This window comes from Stenotrophomonas sp. YJH_SMC_25 (genome assembly GCF_059369595.1).
Window position 1 is genome coordinate 1 of sequence record NZ_JCAFSV010000013.1, and the last position, 15,086, is coordinate 15,086.

General features: G+C 68.0%; 9 protein-coding genes and 1 pseudogene. 4 read left to right on the plus strand and 6 right to left on the minus strand.

Going from position 1 to position 15,086, the window contains the following annotated elements; genetic code table 11:
- Positions 1-14: 14 nt before the first annotated feature.
- Positions 15-935, minus strand: coding sequence for a M14 family metallopeptidase (locus tag AC5P7E_RS16500; protein WP_005409981.1), 921 nt, complete (start codon positions 933-935; stop codon positions 15-17).
- Between the two features lie 131 nt (positions 936-1,066).
- Between AC5P7E_RS16500 and AC5P7E_RS16505 the strand changes: the two genes are divergently transcribed.
- The 3 genes from AC5P7E_RS16505 to AC5P7E_RS16515 all read left to right on the plus strand — a co-directional run bounded on the left by AC5P7E_RS16505 (position 1,067) and on the right by AC5P7E_RS16515 (position 5,827).
- Positions 1,067-3,148 (plus strand): TonB-dependent receptor family protein, encoded by a 2,082-nt coding sequence (locus AC5P7E_RS16505; RefSeq protein WP_114619064.1) that lies wholly within the window; start codon positions 1,067-1,069, stop codon positions 3,146-3,148.
- Positions 3,149-3,210: 62 nt separating this feature from the next.
- Positions 3,211-4,983 (plus strand): chloride channel protein, encoded by a 1,773-nt coding sequence (locus AC5P7E_RS16510; protein WP_043035279.1) that lies wholly within the window; start codon positions 3,211-3,213, stop codon positions 4,981-4,983.
- Positions 4,984-5,110: 127 nt separating this feature from the next.
- A complete protein-coding gene (locus AC5P7E_RS16515) occupies positions 5,111-5,827 on the plus strand; it encodes an MgtC/SapB family protein (RefSeq protein ID WP_005409984.1) in 717 nt (238 codons plus the stop codon).
- Positions 5,828-5,897: 70 nt separating this feature from the next.
- On the opposite strand, the gene AC5P7E_RS16520 is transcribed toward AC5P7E_RS16515, so the two are convergent.
- Entirely contained in the window at positions 5,898-6,305 is a 408-nt protein-coding gene (locus AC5P7E_RS16520; protein ID WP_043035273.1) for a MerR family transcriptional regulator, read from the minus strand.
- Positions 6,306-6,368: 63 nt separating this feature from the next.
- Between AC5P7E_RS16520 and AC5P7E_RS16525 the strand changes: the two genes are divergently transcribed.
- The gene (locus AC5P7E_RS16525; RefSeq protein WP_049430205.1) at positions 6,369-7,196 is read left to right on the plus strand and encodes a class I SAM-dependent methyltransferase; all 828 of its coding nucleotides are present in this window, start codon (positions 6,369-6,371) and stop codon (positions 7,194-7,196) included.
- 80 nt (positions 7,197-7,276) lie between these two features.
- Here AC5P7E_RS16525 and AC5P7E_RS16530 read toward each other — a convergent pair whose 3' ends face one another.
- From AC5P7E_RS16530 to AC5P7E_RS16545, 4 genes and pseudogenes are all read right to left on the minus strand, one after another.
- Positions 7,277-7,567, minus strand: coding sequence for a DUF6959 family protein (locus tag AC5P7E_RS16530; protein WP_019659952.1), 291 nt, complete (start codon positions 7,565-7,567; stop codon positions 7,277-7,279).
- Positions 7,568-7,688: 121 nt separating this feature from the next.
- Positions 7,689-8,525, minus strand: coding sequence for an OmpA family protein (locus tag AC5P7E_RS16535; protein WP_005409988.1), 837 nt, complete (start codon positions 8,523-8,525; stop codon positions 7,689-7,691).
- Positions 8,526-8,587: 62 nt separating this feature from the next.
- Positions 8,588-13,867 carry an ESPR-type extended signal peptide-containing protein gene (locus AC5P7E_RS16540; RefSeq protein WP_495222857.1) on the minus strand — a complete coding sequence of 1,760 codons (5,280 nt, stop codon included), beginning with the start codon at positions 13,865-13,867 and terminating at the stop codon, positions 8,588-8,590.
- A gap of 235 nt (positions 13,868-14,102) precedes the next feature.
- Positions 14,103-15,081: pseudogene (locus tag AC5P7E_RS16545) on the minus strand (AraC family transcriptional regulator).
- Between the last annotated feature and the right edge of the window lie 5 nt (positions 15,082-15,086).

The following is a 15,086-nucleotide window of genomic DNA, read 5'->3' on the forward strand; positions in this document are numbered from 1 at the left end:
GCCGGCACTACCGATCAACGATGGGCGAGCGCGTAATCCAGCGCCGAGCACACCGCTGCCACCTGCGCGTCGTTGCACTGCTGCGGGGTCGCCCGTGGGCTGTCCGGGTAGACCTCGGTGGTGGTGGTGTACTTCGCACCGGTAATGCCGGCGCACAGGCCCAGCTTCACCAGCGGGTACTCGATCACGCCATGGGCCACCACCGGCGAACCGATGATCTCGCCCTTGTCGTCGGCCGGCGCGATGTGGGTGACCTTCTCCACCGCGGCGATGACGGCCTGCTGGAAGGCCGGTTGTGGGTTCTCGCTGTCGTCCACCAGGTAGAACCCATCGGGAATCAGGCCCGGCTCGAACGGCTTGCCGTCACGCGCCGCCAGCGCCGGGCGGAACTCGCTCTCGTCGCTGTCGGTGGTTTCGTGCAGGTCGATGTGCAGCACGAACTGGCCCTTGTACGGCGCGATCAGTTCGATGACGGCGGTCGATTCGCGGGCCGGGCCGTCGGCGCGGAAGTTGCGGTTCGGGTCGATCGCATCGAAGTTCCAGCGGTTGATGCGCTCGAAGCCCCACGGATTCACGCACGGCGTCACCAGCAGGTTGGCCTTGCCGGCATAGTCGGCGGCGTGCTTTTCGAGGAACTCCAGCGCGCCCATCACGCCGCTGGTCTCATAGCCGTGCACGCCACCGGTGACCAGGGCAGCCGGCAGCGCCGGGTTCCAGTCGCGGCTGCGCAGGGCGAACAAGGTGTAGGTCTCGCCCGCGTAGTCGAGCTGGCCGTAGGCCACCTTGTCAAAGCGCGAAGCCAACGCCTCGATGCGCGGCAGCACCTCTTCGTCATAGCGACGCAGGCGCTGCTGGCGGCCACGCCACGCCTCCCGCTCCGCCGCTCCCCACGGCTGGCCAGGGGTTCCGACGGGGTAGAAAGCAGCTTGGGACATGGCGGATCTCAGCGGGTCAGGAAGCAATCGCCCACTCTACCACCGGGGCATCGGCATGAACCGGAGGCGCATTCCAATAGCGAATGGAATCAGCAATAATTCTCATTTACGACCTTCCACAACCCTTACCGATGCCCATCCACGCCCTGCAACCGGCCCGCCTGCCCCTGGCTGCCGCCCTCGCCCTGTGCCTGCTTCCGGCCACCCGTGCCTTCGCCCAGGACGGCGCCACCACGCTGGACAGCATCCAGGTTTCCGGCAGCTGGCTGGGCACCGGCCTGCATGACAGCGTCAAGAGCTTCGCCGGCGCGCGCACGGTGGTCGACCGCCAGCGCATCGAGGCCAGTGGCGCAGCCAGCATCGGCGATGCCATGCGCCGCATCCCCGGCGTGCAGGTCACCGACAACTCCGGCACGGCCGGCAGCTCGGTCTCGCTGAACATCGGCGTGCGCGGCCTGACCGGGCGCTACTCGCCACGCTCGACCGTACTGCTGGACGGCGTGCCGCTGGCGGTGGCGCCGTATGGCCAGCCACAGCTGTCGTTCGCACCGACCAGCCTGTCCAACATCGAATCGATCGACGTGGTGCGCGGCGGCGGCGCGGTGCGCTACGGCCCACAGAACGTGGGCGGCATCATCAACTTCAGCACCCGCGCCATTCCGACCGGCGCGGGCCTGCACGGCGAAGCGGGTGTGCGCTACAGCGCCTACGACCATGGCGGCGGTGACAGCACCCAGTACAACGCCTTCCTCGGCGGCACCGGCGGCAACGGCCTCGGCGCGGCGCTGCTCTACTCGGGCCAGGACGGGCGCGGCTGGCGCCAGGGCAGCGATGACCGCTTCAACGACCTCGCGCTGAAGTTCGCCTATGCCATCGACGAACAGCAGGAACTGCGCGCCAAACTGTCCTACTACGATGTGCGTTCGCTGACCCCGGGCGGCCTGACCCGCGCCCAGTACCAGGCCGATCCGTTCCAGAACACCCGCCCCACCGATTTCTGGAAGGGCCACCGCACCGGCATCGACCTGGGCTACACCAACACGCTGTCGGCCAACAGCGAGTTCGAGGTGCTGGCCTATTACAACGAAAGCAGCCGCGCCAGCTCGCTGATCAACGCCGCCAACACCCAGCTGACCGTGCAGCCGCGTGACTACCGCGTGCTCGGCATCGAGCCGCGCTACACCCAGCGCCTGCACTGGGGCGCCAGCGTGCACGACATCACCGCCGGCTACCGTTTCCTGCGCGAGCGCGGCAACGACCGCAGCTACACCGTCACCCGCCGCACCGGCGTGGCCAGTGCCACCACCCGATTCGACAACGCCACCGATGCGCATGCGTTCTACATCGACGACCGCATCGCGATCGGCCAGTGGCGGATCACCCCGGGCGTGCGCATGGAATGGATCGACATGGACCGCCGCCAGGCCGGTGGCACGGCGACCTTCAGCAGCCGCAACGACAAGGCCCTGCCCTCGCTCAACATCGCCTACCTGCTGACCCCGCAGCTGACCGTGTTCGGCAACTACACCACCTCGTTCGGGCCGGTGCAGAACATCCAGCTGAATTCGCAGACCGCCAGCAATCCGCTGAACCCGGAAATCGCCAAGACCACCGAACTCGGTGCGCGCTGGCAGGACGGTGCACTGCGCGCGGAAGTAACCGTGTTCAAGATGCGCTTCGACAACCAGATCCTGCAGGTGCCGGGGATCACTCCGCCGACTTTCCAGAACATCGGCGCCACCGATCACAAGGGTGTGGAGAGCGCACTGGAATACCGCTTCGCCGAGGACAGCGCGCTGGCCGGGCTGGAGCTGTACGCCAACTACACCTGGACCAAGGCGATCCAGCAGTCCGGCGACAACCGTGGCCTGGACGTGCCCTTCTACGCGCGCGACACCGACAGCGTCGGCGCCCGCTACGCACTGGCCGGCTGGACCTTCAATGTCTCCAGCACCCACCAGAGCGGCCAGTACGCCGACGCCGCCAACACCTGGGCCGAGAGCGCCGATGCGCGCGTGGGCCGCGTGCCGGGTGTTCGCCTGTGGAACGCGCAGGTGGCCTGGCAGGTGCCGGGACTGGGTGACAGCGAGATCGCACTGGGCGTGAACAACCTGGCCGACAAGCGCTGGTACACCCGCAATGTCGATGGCAACGCCGGCCGCATGGTGGCCGCGCCGCGTACCTTCTACGTGCAGGGCCACTACCGCTTCTGAAGCGGTAATCGCCCGATGCAGTGACGGTGGCGATCACGGTGGCGGCGTATCATGCCGCCACCATGTCACCGTCTGCTTTGCCATCGCGCCTGCATCTGGCCTTCCAGGGCCTGCGCCTGCGACTGCGTGGCAGTGATCTGTGGTTCATCGCACTCGCGCTGCTGGTCGGCCTGATCGCCGGCTACCTGACCCTGCTGCAGTCGGGCATCGCGCGCTGGTTGCAGGGCACGCTGTATGGGCTGGACGAAGGCATGCGCCTGAGCTCCCTGCCCTCGCTGACCTGGACCGCGCTGCTGGTGCTGCCACTGGGCGGCCTGCTGGTCGGCCTGGTCAGCCTGGCCGCGACGCGGCTTAAGCGCCCCCTGCTCGATGCGGTGGAAGCCAATGCCCTGCATGGCGGCCGCATGTCGATGCGCGACAATCTGATCGTGCTGACCCAGACCCTGCTGTCCAATGGCTGCGGCGCCTCGGTCGGGTTGGAGGCTTCGTATACGCAGATGGGTGCCGGCAGCGGCTCGCAGCTGGGCCGGGTGATGCGCCTGCGTCGCAACGACGTGCGCATCCTGGTCGGTGCCGGTGCCGCCGGTGCCATCGCCGCCGCCTTCGGTGCGCCATTGGCTGGTGCGTTCTATGCCTTCGAAATCGTCATTGGCGCCTACACCCCGGCCGCACTGGCACCGGTGGCCGTCGCCGCGCTGGCCGGTGCGTTCGTGGCCGACCAGGCTGGCATCGAGGCCTACCTGCTGCCCGCTGCCTCTACCATCGACGTGCGTGCCGCCGACTACGCCATCTACGGCCTGCTCGGCTGCTGCTGCGCGATGGTCGGCATTGTCATCATGCGCCTGATCGCTTCGATCGAAGGCACGGTCAAGCGCAGTCCATTGCCGCTGTGGGGTCGCCCGGTGGTGGGCGGCCTGCTGCTGATCCCGCTGGCCCTGGCCAGCCCGCAGGTGCTCTCGTCCGGCCATGGCGCGCTGCACCTGGACCTGACTACCCACCTGCCGTTGATCTGGATCGGCGGCCTGCTGACCCTGAAGTGCCTGGCCTCCGGCATCTCTCTCGGGTTTGGTTTCCGTGGCGGCCTGTTCTTCGCCTCGCTGTTCATGGGCACCCTGGTCGGCGCCCTGTTCGCCGGCCTGCTGGCGATGGCCACCGGCGTGCCGGTGGTCGACGCCACGTCCGCCGCGCTGGCCGGCATGGCAGCGTTGGCCGCGGCGGTGGTCGGCGCGCCCATGACCATGGCCATGCTGGTGCTGGAAGGCACCCACGACTTCCTGCTGACCAGCGTGGTGATGAGCGCGGTGCTGGTGTCCAGCACGCTGGTACGGCAGTGGTTCGGCTACTCGTTCTCGACCTGGCGCATGCACCTGCGCGGCGAGACCATCAAGAGCGCCCGCGACGTCGGCTGGGTGCAGAACCTCAACGCCGGCCGGCTGATGCGCAAGGGCGTGGCCACCGCGCCGGCCGATCTCGATGCCGCCGCGTTCCGCCAGCGCTTCCCGCTGGGTTCGGGCAGCCGGGTGATCCTGATCGACAGCGAAGGCCACTACGCCGGCATCGTGCAGATTCCGCGCGTCTACGGCGACGGCGTGAAGCCGGAAACCACGATTGGCGAGCTGGCCGAGAACCGTGATGTGTCGCTGTCGCCAGCCGCGGACGTGGTCAGCGTGATGCAGCGCTTCGACCAGACCCAGGCCGACGAACTGGCCGTGGTCACCGCCGACGGCCAGGTGCTGGGCGTGGTCTCTGAAGCCTTCGTACGCAAGCGCTACGCCGAGGAACTGGACAAGCGCCAGCGCGAACTGATGGGCGAGCGCGTCGAGGACACCGACTGATCCCGCAAAAAGGGGACGGAGGGGATTAAGTCGTTTCTGGCACCTGACTAACCACGCGTGGCGTGGACCGCTGGAAATCCACGCATGGCGTGGCTCTACTGTCACCTCGACCGGGTAGACTCCGGCCATGCGCTTCATTGAGACCTTCCAGGCCGGTCCCTTCGCCGACACCGTGGTGAGCCTGCTGGCCGCCTTCGTGCTGGGCACGCTGATCGGCGCCGAGCGCCAGTACCGGCAACGCACCGCCGGCCTGCGCACCAACGTGCTGGTCGCCGTCGGCGCCGCGGCCTTCGTCGACCTGGGCATGCGCATCGCCGGCAGCGCCGAGGCGGTGCGGGTGATCTCCTACGTGGTCTCCGGCGTCGGCTTCCTAGGTGCCGGCGTGATCATGAAGGAAGGCATGAACGTGCGCGGCCTGAACACCGCCGCCACCCTGTGGTGCTCGGCGGCGGTGGGCAGCTGCACCGGCGCGGACATGCTGGCCGAAGGCGTGCTGCTGACCGTGCTGATCATCGCCGGCAACACCCTGCTGCGGCCGCTGGTGAATGCGATCAACCGTATCCCGATCAACGAGGCCGCCACCGAAGCCACCTACGAAGTGCGCCTGAGCGTGGATGCCGAAGCCGTGCCGCGCGTGCGCGAGCGTCTCGTCGATGCGCTGGAGGCTGCGCAGTATCCGGTCGGCGACGTGCAGGTCGTCGAGCATGCCGATGCGCCCACCGATGTGATCGCGGTACTGGTCAGTACCGCCGTGAGTGCCGATGAGCTGGATGTGGTGCTGGCGCGGATGGAGCACGTGCCGGGCGTGCTGCACGCCACCTGGGAAGTCAGCACCCGCGATTGATTCATCCACGCATGGCGTGGATCTACCGAGGTCGTGGTGAAGTAGATCCACGCCATGCGTGGATGCTCTCTCACCCGCCCGCCATGCGCTGCTGTGCGCGCAGCAGCTTGCGGAATGAACCGCACTGCCGCGCGTCCTGCGCTTCCGGGCAGGCCGCCGCGCGCTGCAGGTGCCGGCGCACCCGCTGCAGCTGGGCGATCTGCCGCTGCAGCACATCGGCCTGTGCCAGCAGCGCCTCACGGTCCAGCGAGATACATCCATCCTGCGGCGGCAGCGACAACCCGATCTGCTGCAGCGACAACCCGGCCGCCTGGCCAAGACCGATCAGCGCCAGCCGTTCCAGCACGCGCTCGTCGTACTGCCGGCGCAGGCCGCGACGGCCCAGTGCCTGCAGCAGCCCAAGCTGTTCGTAGTAGCGCAGGGTCGAGGCCGGCACGCCACTGCGCTTGACCACCTCGCCGATATCCAGTTCACGCACGGGCTTGACCTCAAGTGACCTTCAAGCGCCAACCTATGGGCGACTTCCCCGCAAGGCAAGACCATGACCAGTACATCCCCCGTTGATCAGAACGCGCTGTGGAACGGCCCCGGCGGTCAGATCTGGGTTGCGCAGCAGGCCATCCTCGACGGCCTGTTCCAACCCCTGGCCGACCTGCTGGTCGACGAACTGCCCGACACCGTCACGCAACTGCTGGATGTAGGCTGCGGGACCGGTGCCAGCCTGCTGGCATCAGCCGCCGCACGCCCGTCGGCGCACTGCACCGGCCTGGACATCTCCGCGCCGATGCTGGCGCTGGCCCGTCAACGCGCCGAGGCGGCAGGACTGGACGCAGACTTCATCGTCGCCGACGCACAGCAGCATCCGTTGCCCACCGCGCACTTCGACTGGATCCAATCTCGGTTGGGCGTGATGTTCTTCGAAGATACCGAGGCCGCCTTCGCCAACCTGCACCGTGCCGCGCGACCGGGTGCCGGCCTGCGTTTCATCGCCTGGCGCAGCGCAGCGGAGAACCCGTTCATGACAACGGCCGAACGCGCCATTGGCGATGAACTCGATCTACCCCCACGCGCGCCCGGCGCACCGGGCCAGTTCGCCTTTGCCGATGGCGAGCGTGTGCAGCACCTGCTGCAGGCCGCCGGCTGGAATGACGTGGAGGTTGTTGCGGTAGACCTGCCCTGCTCGCTCGCCCGCGAAGACCTGCCGACCTATGTCGGCCAGCTGGGCCCGTTGGGCCTGGCACTGCGCAATCTGCCCGAAGACCGGGCCACCTCGCTCCGGAACAAGGCGGTAGCGGCATTCACCCCGTTCATCGAGGGCGACCGCGTACGCGTGGATGCCGCCTGCTGGCTGGTCCGCGCCCGCGCCTAGGAAAAGGGGACGGAGGGGATTAAGTCGCTCTTGCCCCGAGCGTGCCGGAAACGACTTAATCCCCTCCGTCCCCTTTTTCCCTACAGCGCCTCGCCGGCGTCGGCCAGGCGCGATTCGATCAGCGCATACCACTGCTGCAGCACGTCGATCAGCATGTCCAGCTCGGCGTCGGTACGCTGTGCGCGGCCACTGCGCAGGCAGGCCTGGGCCTCCTGCAGCTGGGCCAGGAACCCGGCCACGGTATCGGCCTGCAGGATCAGCCCCGGCAGGCGCCGCCCGGGAATGCGTACCACGGCATGGTTGCCGAGCTGGCCGTACACGCTGAGTGTGGTTTCCGTCTTCATGGAAAGAGGCAGGAATTGAGCGTTCATCGCGTGCACCATGGAAAACCTGAGCCGCCGGCAGGCGTGGTCAACGGGGGAGACGTAACCACGTCCTGCCGACGGTCAGGGGGGACTCGGGATACCGGGGCATGGCCCCGGTGCGGGACTCTCAGCGCGGTTGGGCGATCCCAGCGATCTGCACGCGACGGTTCGGCGCCAGGCAGGCGATCAGCTCGCGCCGATTGCGCTGCTCGCACTGCACGATCGGCTCGGCTGCGCCCCGCCCTTCGGCGCTGATGCTGGCCGCAGGCACCCCGCCCTGCACCAGCGCGCTGCGTACGGCCTCGGCACGTCGCTGCGACAGGGTCTGGTTGTAGCTGGCACTGCCGATACGGTCGGTGTACCCGGTCACCCGGATCGACTGCACCTGCGCGGCCTCGCGCACCTGCGCCAGGATGCCCTGCACCGCCTGCTGGCCTTCGGCGCTGAGTACCGCGCTGTCGAATCCGAACAGGGCGTCGGCCGACAGCCGCAGGGGTTGCTCCGGCAGCGGTGCCGGTGCAGGCGGCGCCGGTGGCCGTGGCGGTTCGATCACCGCCGCGCACGATTCCGGCTTCCAGTAGCCCCCCTGGGCGATGCCCTTGCTGTCGAAGCGCACCTGGAACTGGCAGGTGAAATACTCCGCGCCCTGCGCGGTGCGGAAGTTGAACAGGTAGTTCCACTCGCGCACGCCCCACATGCCTTCGTTGAAGTGCGGCGTGCCCAGCAAGGTATACAGCTGCCGCTTGCTCATGCCCGGCGCGAATCTGCGCAGGTCGGCGACGTCGGGATAGATGCCCTCCTTCAACGAAGCCTTCGACGCCTCCGGGAACTGCACGGCGGTGGTGTCGGCAGGACGGTCGGCGGCCGGCGCATGGCTGCGGCAGGCGGCCAGCAGGCCCATCCCCAGGACCAGGCCCAGCACTGCGGCCATCTGGCCGGTGCGGGCGATGCGATGCTGTTTCATGTCATTCCCCCCTTTGGACGTTTCCGCGATGCCGGGCCGCGCGTGCGGCCCGGCCGCGGGGATCACCACTGGATGCCGGCACCGACGGCCACACCGGCCTCGCCACGGCTGTTGGTGGAGCCGCTGAACTTGTAGATCCAGCGACCACCTTCAGAGACACCGGAGATACCGATCGCCACGCCCGACTCGCCGTTGTAGCTGCCAGCGGCGACCGAGGCCATGCTGCGGCCCGCTTCGCTGGGCTGCGGCAGCGCTGCGGTGGCCATCGCCGACGCGATACCGGCCGAGGCGCGGTTGTCGGTCTTGCGCAGGTCGCGCTCGAAGCCGCCCATGCGCTCGTCGGTGTACGCCTTCGACCAATCCAGGGTCTGCGCCATGCCCGACTTCAGCTGGTCCACGTTGACCGCGTCGGTACCGGCGGTGCCGGCGGCGACGTTGCGCACCGTGGTCGGGCCGCTGCTGGTGCTGCCCAGGGTGACGCTGTTGTAGTTGGTCGCACCGTTCACCGTGGTGTCGTAGCGGATCGTGCCCTGCTGCGAGGCCTGCAGCTGGCGTACGTTGACCGCATCGGTGGCCTGCGAGCCGTCGGCCACGTTGACCACCTGGCGTTCGGCACCAGCGGCACCCACGGAGACGGTGTTGGCCCGGTTCGCCACCGAACCCGCACCCAGCGCCACCGAGTTGTCGGCCTGCGCCTGCGAACCATTGCCCAGCGCGGTCGAGTTGGCGCCGGCTGCGGTTGAGCCTGCACCACCGGCGGCCGAGTTGGCACCGCTGGCGGACGGGTCGGCCAGGTTGTTGGTGTTGTTGGCGCGGAAGCTGCCGGCCACGTTGGTGATGTTCTGGATCTTCTGGTCGGTGTACTTCTTCGATTCGTCGATGGCGTAGTTCACGCCGTTCTTCAGCTGGCCGACATTGGTTGCGTCGTACGTATCGGAACCGTCGGCGACATGGGTGATCTTGCGCTCACTGCCAGTACTGCCGACCGAGACCTCACCGGCCGAGTTGCTGGCACCGGTCTGGCCGTAGGCACCGGTGTAGCCGCTCTGCGCACCGACGCTGGCCACCGAACCTGCACCCAGTGCCACGCTGTTGCCGGCACTGGCGCTGGCGCCGTTGCCGACCGCCACGCTGTTGGCACCGGCCGCACTGGCCTGCGGGCCGACCGCCACCGCCTCCGCCCCGGCCGCCGTTGCGGCCGCTGCCGTCGAGTTCACCGCCAGGTAGGTACTGCCACCGCCGCCGTTGGTGATGCGCTGGTTGAGGACCTTCAGCGAGCCGTCCACCGCAGTGAAGGCGGCGGTGACATTGTTGTAGTCGCCGCTGGTGAAAGTGCCATCGGTGGCGATGCTGGAGATGCTGAACTTCGGCGCGGTCCACACGTTGGTCGTGCCGTTGTAGGCGGTGGTGCCACCGAAGTAGTTGGCAATGGTGCTGTGGGTGCTGAACAGCTGGTCGCCGGTGATGGCATCGCTGCTGCCGGCCAGGATGCTGCCGGCGGCGACGTTGGTGATCTTCACCGCGCCGGTGCCGGTGCCCGTCAGCGTCACGTTGTTGAGCACGTTGCCGCTGGCGTCGACGTCGTACTTCACGGCCAGCTTGTCGATCTCGCCGGTCTGGTCGGCAACGTTGGCCAGCGAATTGCTGACCGCGTCGAAGGCGGTACCGACGTCGTTGTAGTTGCCCTTGGTAATCGTGCCGTTGGCGGCCACGTTGTTGATCGAATAGGTCGGTGCGGTCAGTACGCCGCTCGCGTTGACCGCCGCGCCACCACCGAGGTGGGTGGCAACGGCCTGGTTGGCCGCAAACAGCTGGGCACCGTTGATGGCCTCGCTGCTGGTGGCACTGACCTGGCCCGGGCCCAGGTTGCGCAGCGTGGTGGCGGTGCCGCTCTGGCCCAGCGTGGCACTGGCGTAGTTGACGCTGCCGTCGCCGTTGAGGTCATAGCGCAGGGCACCCTGCTCCGACGCCTGCAGCTGGCCCAGGTTGACCGCATCGGTCGCGGCGGTACCGGCGGCCATGTTGGTGACCTGGCGTTCGGCACCGGCCGCACCGATGGACACGCTGTTGGCACGGTCGGCCAGGCTGCCGGCACCCACCGCGATACTGTTGGCGGCGGTGGCGCGGGCGTTGGTACCGACCGCGATCGAGTCGGCGCCAGTGGCCAGCGCCTCGGTACCGGTCGAGTTCACCCGCAGGTACTTGGTGCCACCGTTGCGGATATCGGTGATCTGCGTGTTGAGATTGACCAGCGAGCCGTCGACCGCGGCGAAAGCATCGGTGGCGTTCTCATACAGGCCCTTGGCGATGGCGCCGCCGGTGGAGATGGTGCTGATCTCGAACAGCGGTGCAGTGAACGCGCCGCTGGCCGGATCGAAGGCCGCGCGGCCGCCGAAGAAGCTGGCGATGGCAGCATTGGTCGCCGCCAGCTGGCCGCCATTGACCGCTTCCAGACTGCCGGCAGTGACCGCACCGCCGGCCAGGTTGCCGATGGTGGTGGTGCCGGTGCCCGCGCCAAGCGTGACACGACGGTAGTTCGGATTGCCGCCAGCATCCAGGTCGTAGGTGACGGCGGCATCGGCCACGCCGTTGATCAGGCTGATCGCGCCCCTCAGCTGGGCTACGTTGACCGCATCGGTGTTGACGCTACCGGCAGCCACGTTGGTGATCTGGCGCTCGCCACCACCGGCGGTGCCCACCGACACTTCGCCCGCCGAAACCTGCGGAGCAGTCAGGCCGTAAGCACTGTAGCTGGCCTGCGCGCCGCGCAGTGCGGCCGAGCGGTAGCCCAGTGCGACCGAGTTGGCCTGGTTGGAGGTGGCTTCAGCACCGAGCAGGGTCTGCCCGTTTGCGGTACCGACGGCACTGTCGCCGACGATCACCGAATGGCCCATGCGCGCAGCGTAGTCGGCGGTCGGCACACCGGTCGGATTGCTCGGGTCGTTGACCCCATCACCCGGGAAGGCGACGTTGGCATCGACCTTCGGCAATTCGTGCCGTGCATTGGCACCGATCACCACTTCCTTCGAACCGTTGGCGAAGGCGCCATCGCCCATCAGCACCTGGTAGTCCTGCGCGGCGTTCACGGCCCAGCACGAGATGTCAGCCAGGGCGACGTCCAGGCACTTGGCGGCCCACGCCGGCGAGTCCTTCGGCAGCAGCAAGCCCAGCAGGCCACCCGGATTGCCGTTGTTGATGTTGTAGATGTAGCTGTCGGAGGTGACGCCACCGATCAGGGTCAGGTGCGAGCTGCCACCGGTAGCGGCACCGCCCAGCCCGTTGAGGGTGCTGCCGACCGGCGACAGGTTGACCACCGGCAGGCCCAGCACATTGACCGTCGAGTAGGTCTGCATCACGTTGGCATTGCTGAGCTTGAGGTTGCCGTTGCTCAGGTAGCCATCGCCACCGAACAGGCTGGTGGTGGTCGGGCCGATCAGCTGCCCCACATTGCCGACCAGGCCGCCGGTGCCGATGATCAGGCCCGCGTTCGGATCGGCCGGAGCCGGCGCCTTCGGGCTGGTGGGCGGGATCGCCGAGGGCTTGGTCAGGCCGAGGCCACCGAGCGTGCCGCCGACCAGGCCGCAGACCGCGCTGCCCAGATTGCCGAGGGTGCCATTGAGGTTGCCGTTGAGCAGGTTGCCCACGGCACTGCCGACGTTGCCGAGCGTGTTGCCCAGCAGGCCACCCAGGCCAGTGCCGGAGCCGGTGGCGCCATTGAGCAGACCGCCGACGGAACCGACGGTGTTGTTGAGCGTGCCGCCGACCGCAGTGCCGACGCTGCCAACCGTGCCGCCGACTGCGCCACCCACGCTGCCGACGGTGCCATTGAGGGCGCCGCCGACCGCACCACCGACGCTGCCTACGGCGCCGTTCAGGGCGCCGCCGACCGCACCACCGACGGTGCCTACGGTGCCGTTCAGTGCGCCGCCCACGGCGCCCACGGTGTTGTTGAGCGTGCCGCCCACGGCACCGCCGACGCTGCCGGCCGTGCCATTCAGCGCGCCACCCACGGCGCCTACAGTGTTGTTGAGCGTGCCGCCTACGGCGCCGCCCACGCTGCCGACCGTGCCATTCAGGGCTCCGCCGACCGCACCACCGACGGTGCCTACGGCGCCGTTCAGTGCGCCGCCTACGGCGCCTACAGTGCTGTTGAGTGTGCCGCCTACGGCGCCGCCCACGCTGCCGACCGTGCCGTTGAGGGCGCCGCCGACCGCACCACCGACGGTGCCTACGGTGCCGTTCAGTGTGCCGCCTACGGCGCCGCCCACGCTGCCAACCGTGCCGACCGCACCACCGACGCTGCCTACGGTGCCGTTCAGTGCGCCACCCACGGCGCCCACGGTGTTGTTGAGCGTGCCGCCCACGGCACCGCCCACGCTGCCGACCGTGCCATTGAGGGCGCCGCCGACCGCGCTGCCGACCGTACCGACGGTGCCGTTGAGCGCACCACCGACTGCATTGCCTGCGGCGCCGACCGCACTACCCACCAGCCCGCCGACACCCAGCGCGCTGTTCTGCGCCGCAACCGTTGCCTGGCCGGCCAGTTTCAGATTGCGATCGGCAACCACTTCCTGGCCATTCGGCGCCTGCACGCGCACCTTGCCGGCAGCACCAGCATCGAATGCTGCGGTGATCGCGCGATCGTGGGTTTCTCCCGGCAGTTCCTCCTTGGCGGGCAGCGTGATCGCCGCCGTCGCCTTTACCTGGCCCTGGGCGTCGATCTGGTGGCCTGCCACCTTCAGCTTCGAATCCAGCGCCCCATCCACAGAAGCCTTCAGACCCCGCAGTGCGCCCGCCGGCGCGCCGCTGATGCCGGCGGCCGCCTTTGCACCGGCATCGATTGATGCCACCTGAGCGCCGCCAAGACCGATGTTGGCATTCGCTCGGACATCAGCGGCAAGCCTTGGCACGGCGACCTGCTTCGGCGCCGTGTTCGCGGCCAGCTTGACCTGCACGGAGGCCGGCAGCACGTCACGCACCACCGGCAGCGACGCGGTGCTCAACTGCAGGCCGACGCGCGCATCCGCGCTGATCGCCGGGCTGCTCTGGGCCTGGCTTGCGGCAGCCGCGAGGGCTACCTCGGCATCGACCTTGACTGGCATCGGCTGGGTGTACTTGGCTGCAAGAGCCTGCAGATCACGCAGCGACTGATTGGATTCGGATGCTCCTGCGTGGCCACTGGCCAGCACGCACAGCAGGGCCAGGGCGAGCGTGGTGGGCATCAGCAGGAAGGCGCGCGGATCCCGCGCGGCGCTGCCGCCGCTGTCGCCGGTGGCCAGTTCCGAGGCCACAACCAGAGCATTGAGCTGGCGGTTCCATACACGCCGGTAGATGCGATTCATGAGCACTTCCCCCGTAGGCGAACAACTTGAATGTCAGTGGACTTGCCGTTAGGCAGGTGACTGACATTTCAGCGTTTGCAACGGTGGCTGCGCACTTCATTCCGGCACGGCAATCGCGCATTCCGGCAAATCCACGGCCGGAATCGGCAGCGGGCTATGCAGAAGCGGCAACGATATCGGCAAGCGCATGGGCAATTCCGGCAGAAACCACCCCGAAACCCTTGCGGCGCTTGATTCAGGCCGGCTGGCCGATCTGCGCGGGAGCGCGCATCAGCGTATCGCGCGGCAGCTCGCCGAAAACCTTGCGGTAGTTGTCGGCAAAGCGGGAGAGGTCCCATAGGCCACAGCTGAGGGCGATCGCCTTCACCGAACGGCGGCTGGAATCGGCCATGGACAGGCTGCGGCAGGCAGCGCACAGGCGCAGCATCGACAGATAACGGTTGGGCGAAGTTCCGAACAGATCCTCGAAGGCATAGCGCAGGCCGCGTTCGCTGACACCCGCCGCGTCGCATATCTCGTTCATGTAGATATTGCGGCGCAGGTTGAGCCGCATGAAGTTCTCCGCCCGCTGCGCGATCAGATAATGCGTGCGCCGGGCGCGGCTGCAGCCGGGGCGATCGGCGGCGCCTGCACCGAGCAGGGCCTGCACGTGCTCGTGCAGCAATCGTTCGGTTTCCTGCGGCTGCAGGCCAGCGCCCTGGCCGAGCTGAAGATGCAGCTGCTGATAATGATGGGCGAGTGGCGCCGAATCGTTCGCCAGATTGAACAGTGAAAGTGCCTGGCCCGCGGGCGGTGTGCTGCGCAGGCTGAGTTCGGTCAACTTGCGTTGCACCCGTGCGACCGGCACCAGCATCAGGGTCATGTGCGTACCGGGGCTGAGCGTAAACTCGCTGATGCCTTCGGGCATCACCGTCAGCGCCATCCCCGGTGCAAGCGGCACCCCGTGGCACCAGCTCAGTGTTTCATCGGTGGCGTGCAGATACCCCAGCATCGCCCAGTCGGGTGGCAGCATGAAGCGGCCACGGCAGTGGAAACCGCAACTGATGCTGCAGAACAGGGCTTCCTCATGCACGCGCGAAGCGAAGGCCGCCCGCGGCCCTGCCATCGAGCAGCAGCAGTTCGACATCGCACACGCGAAGTACGCCGCCCAGCGTCGCCAGATCGATCGATCGCAGGCCGCTGTCGTCGCTGTCTTCTACCCCACCATCGACCATGACAG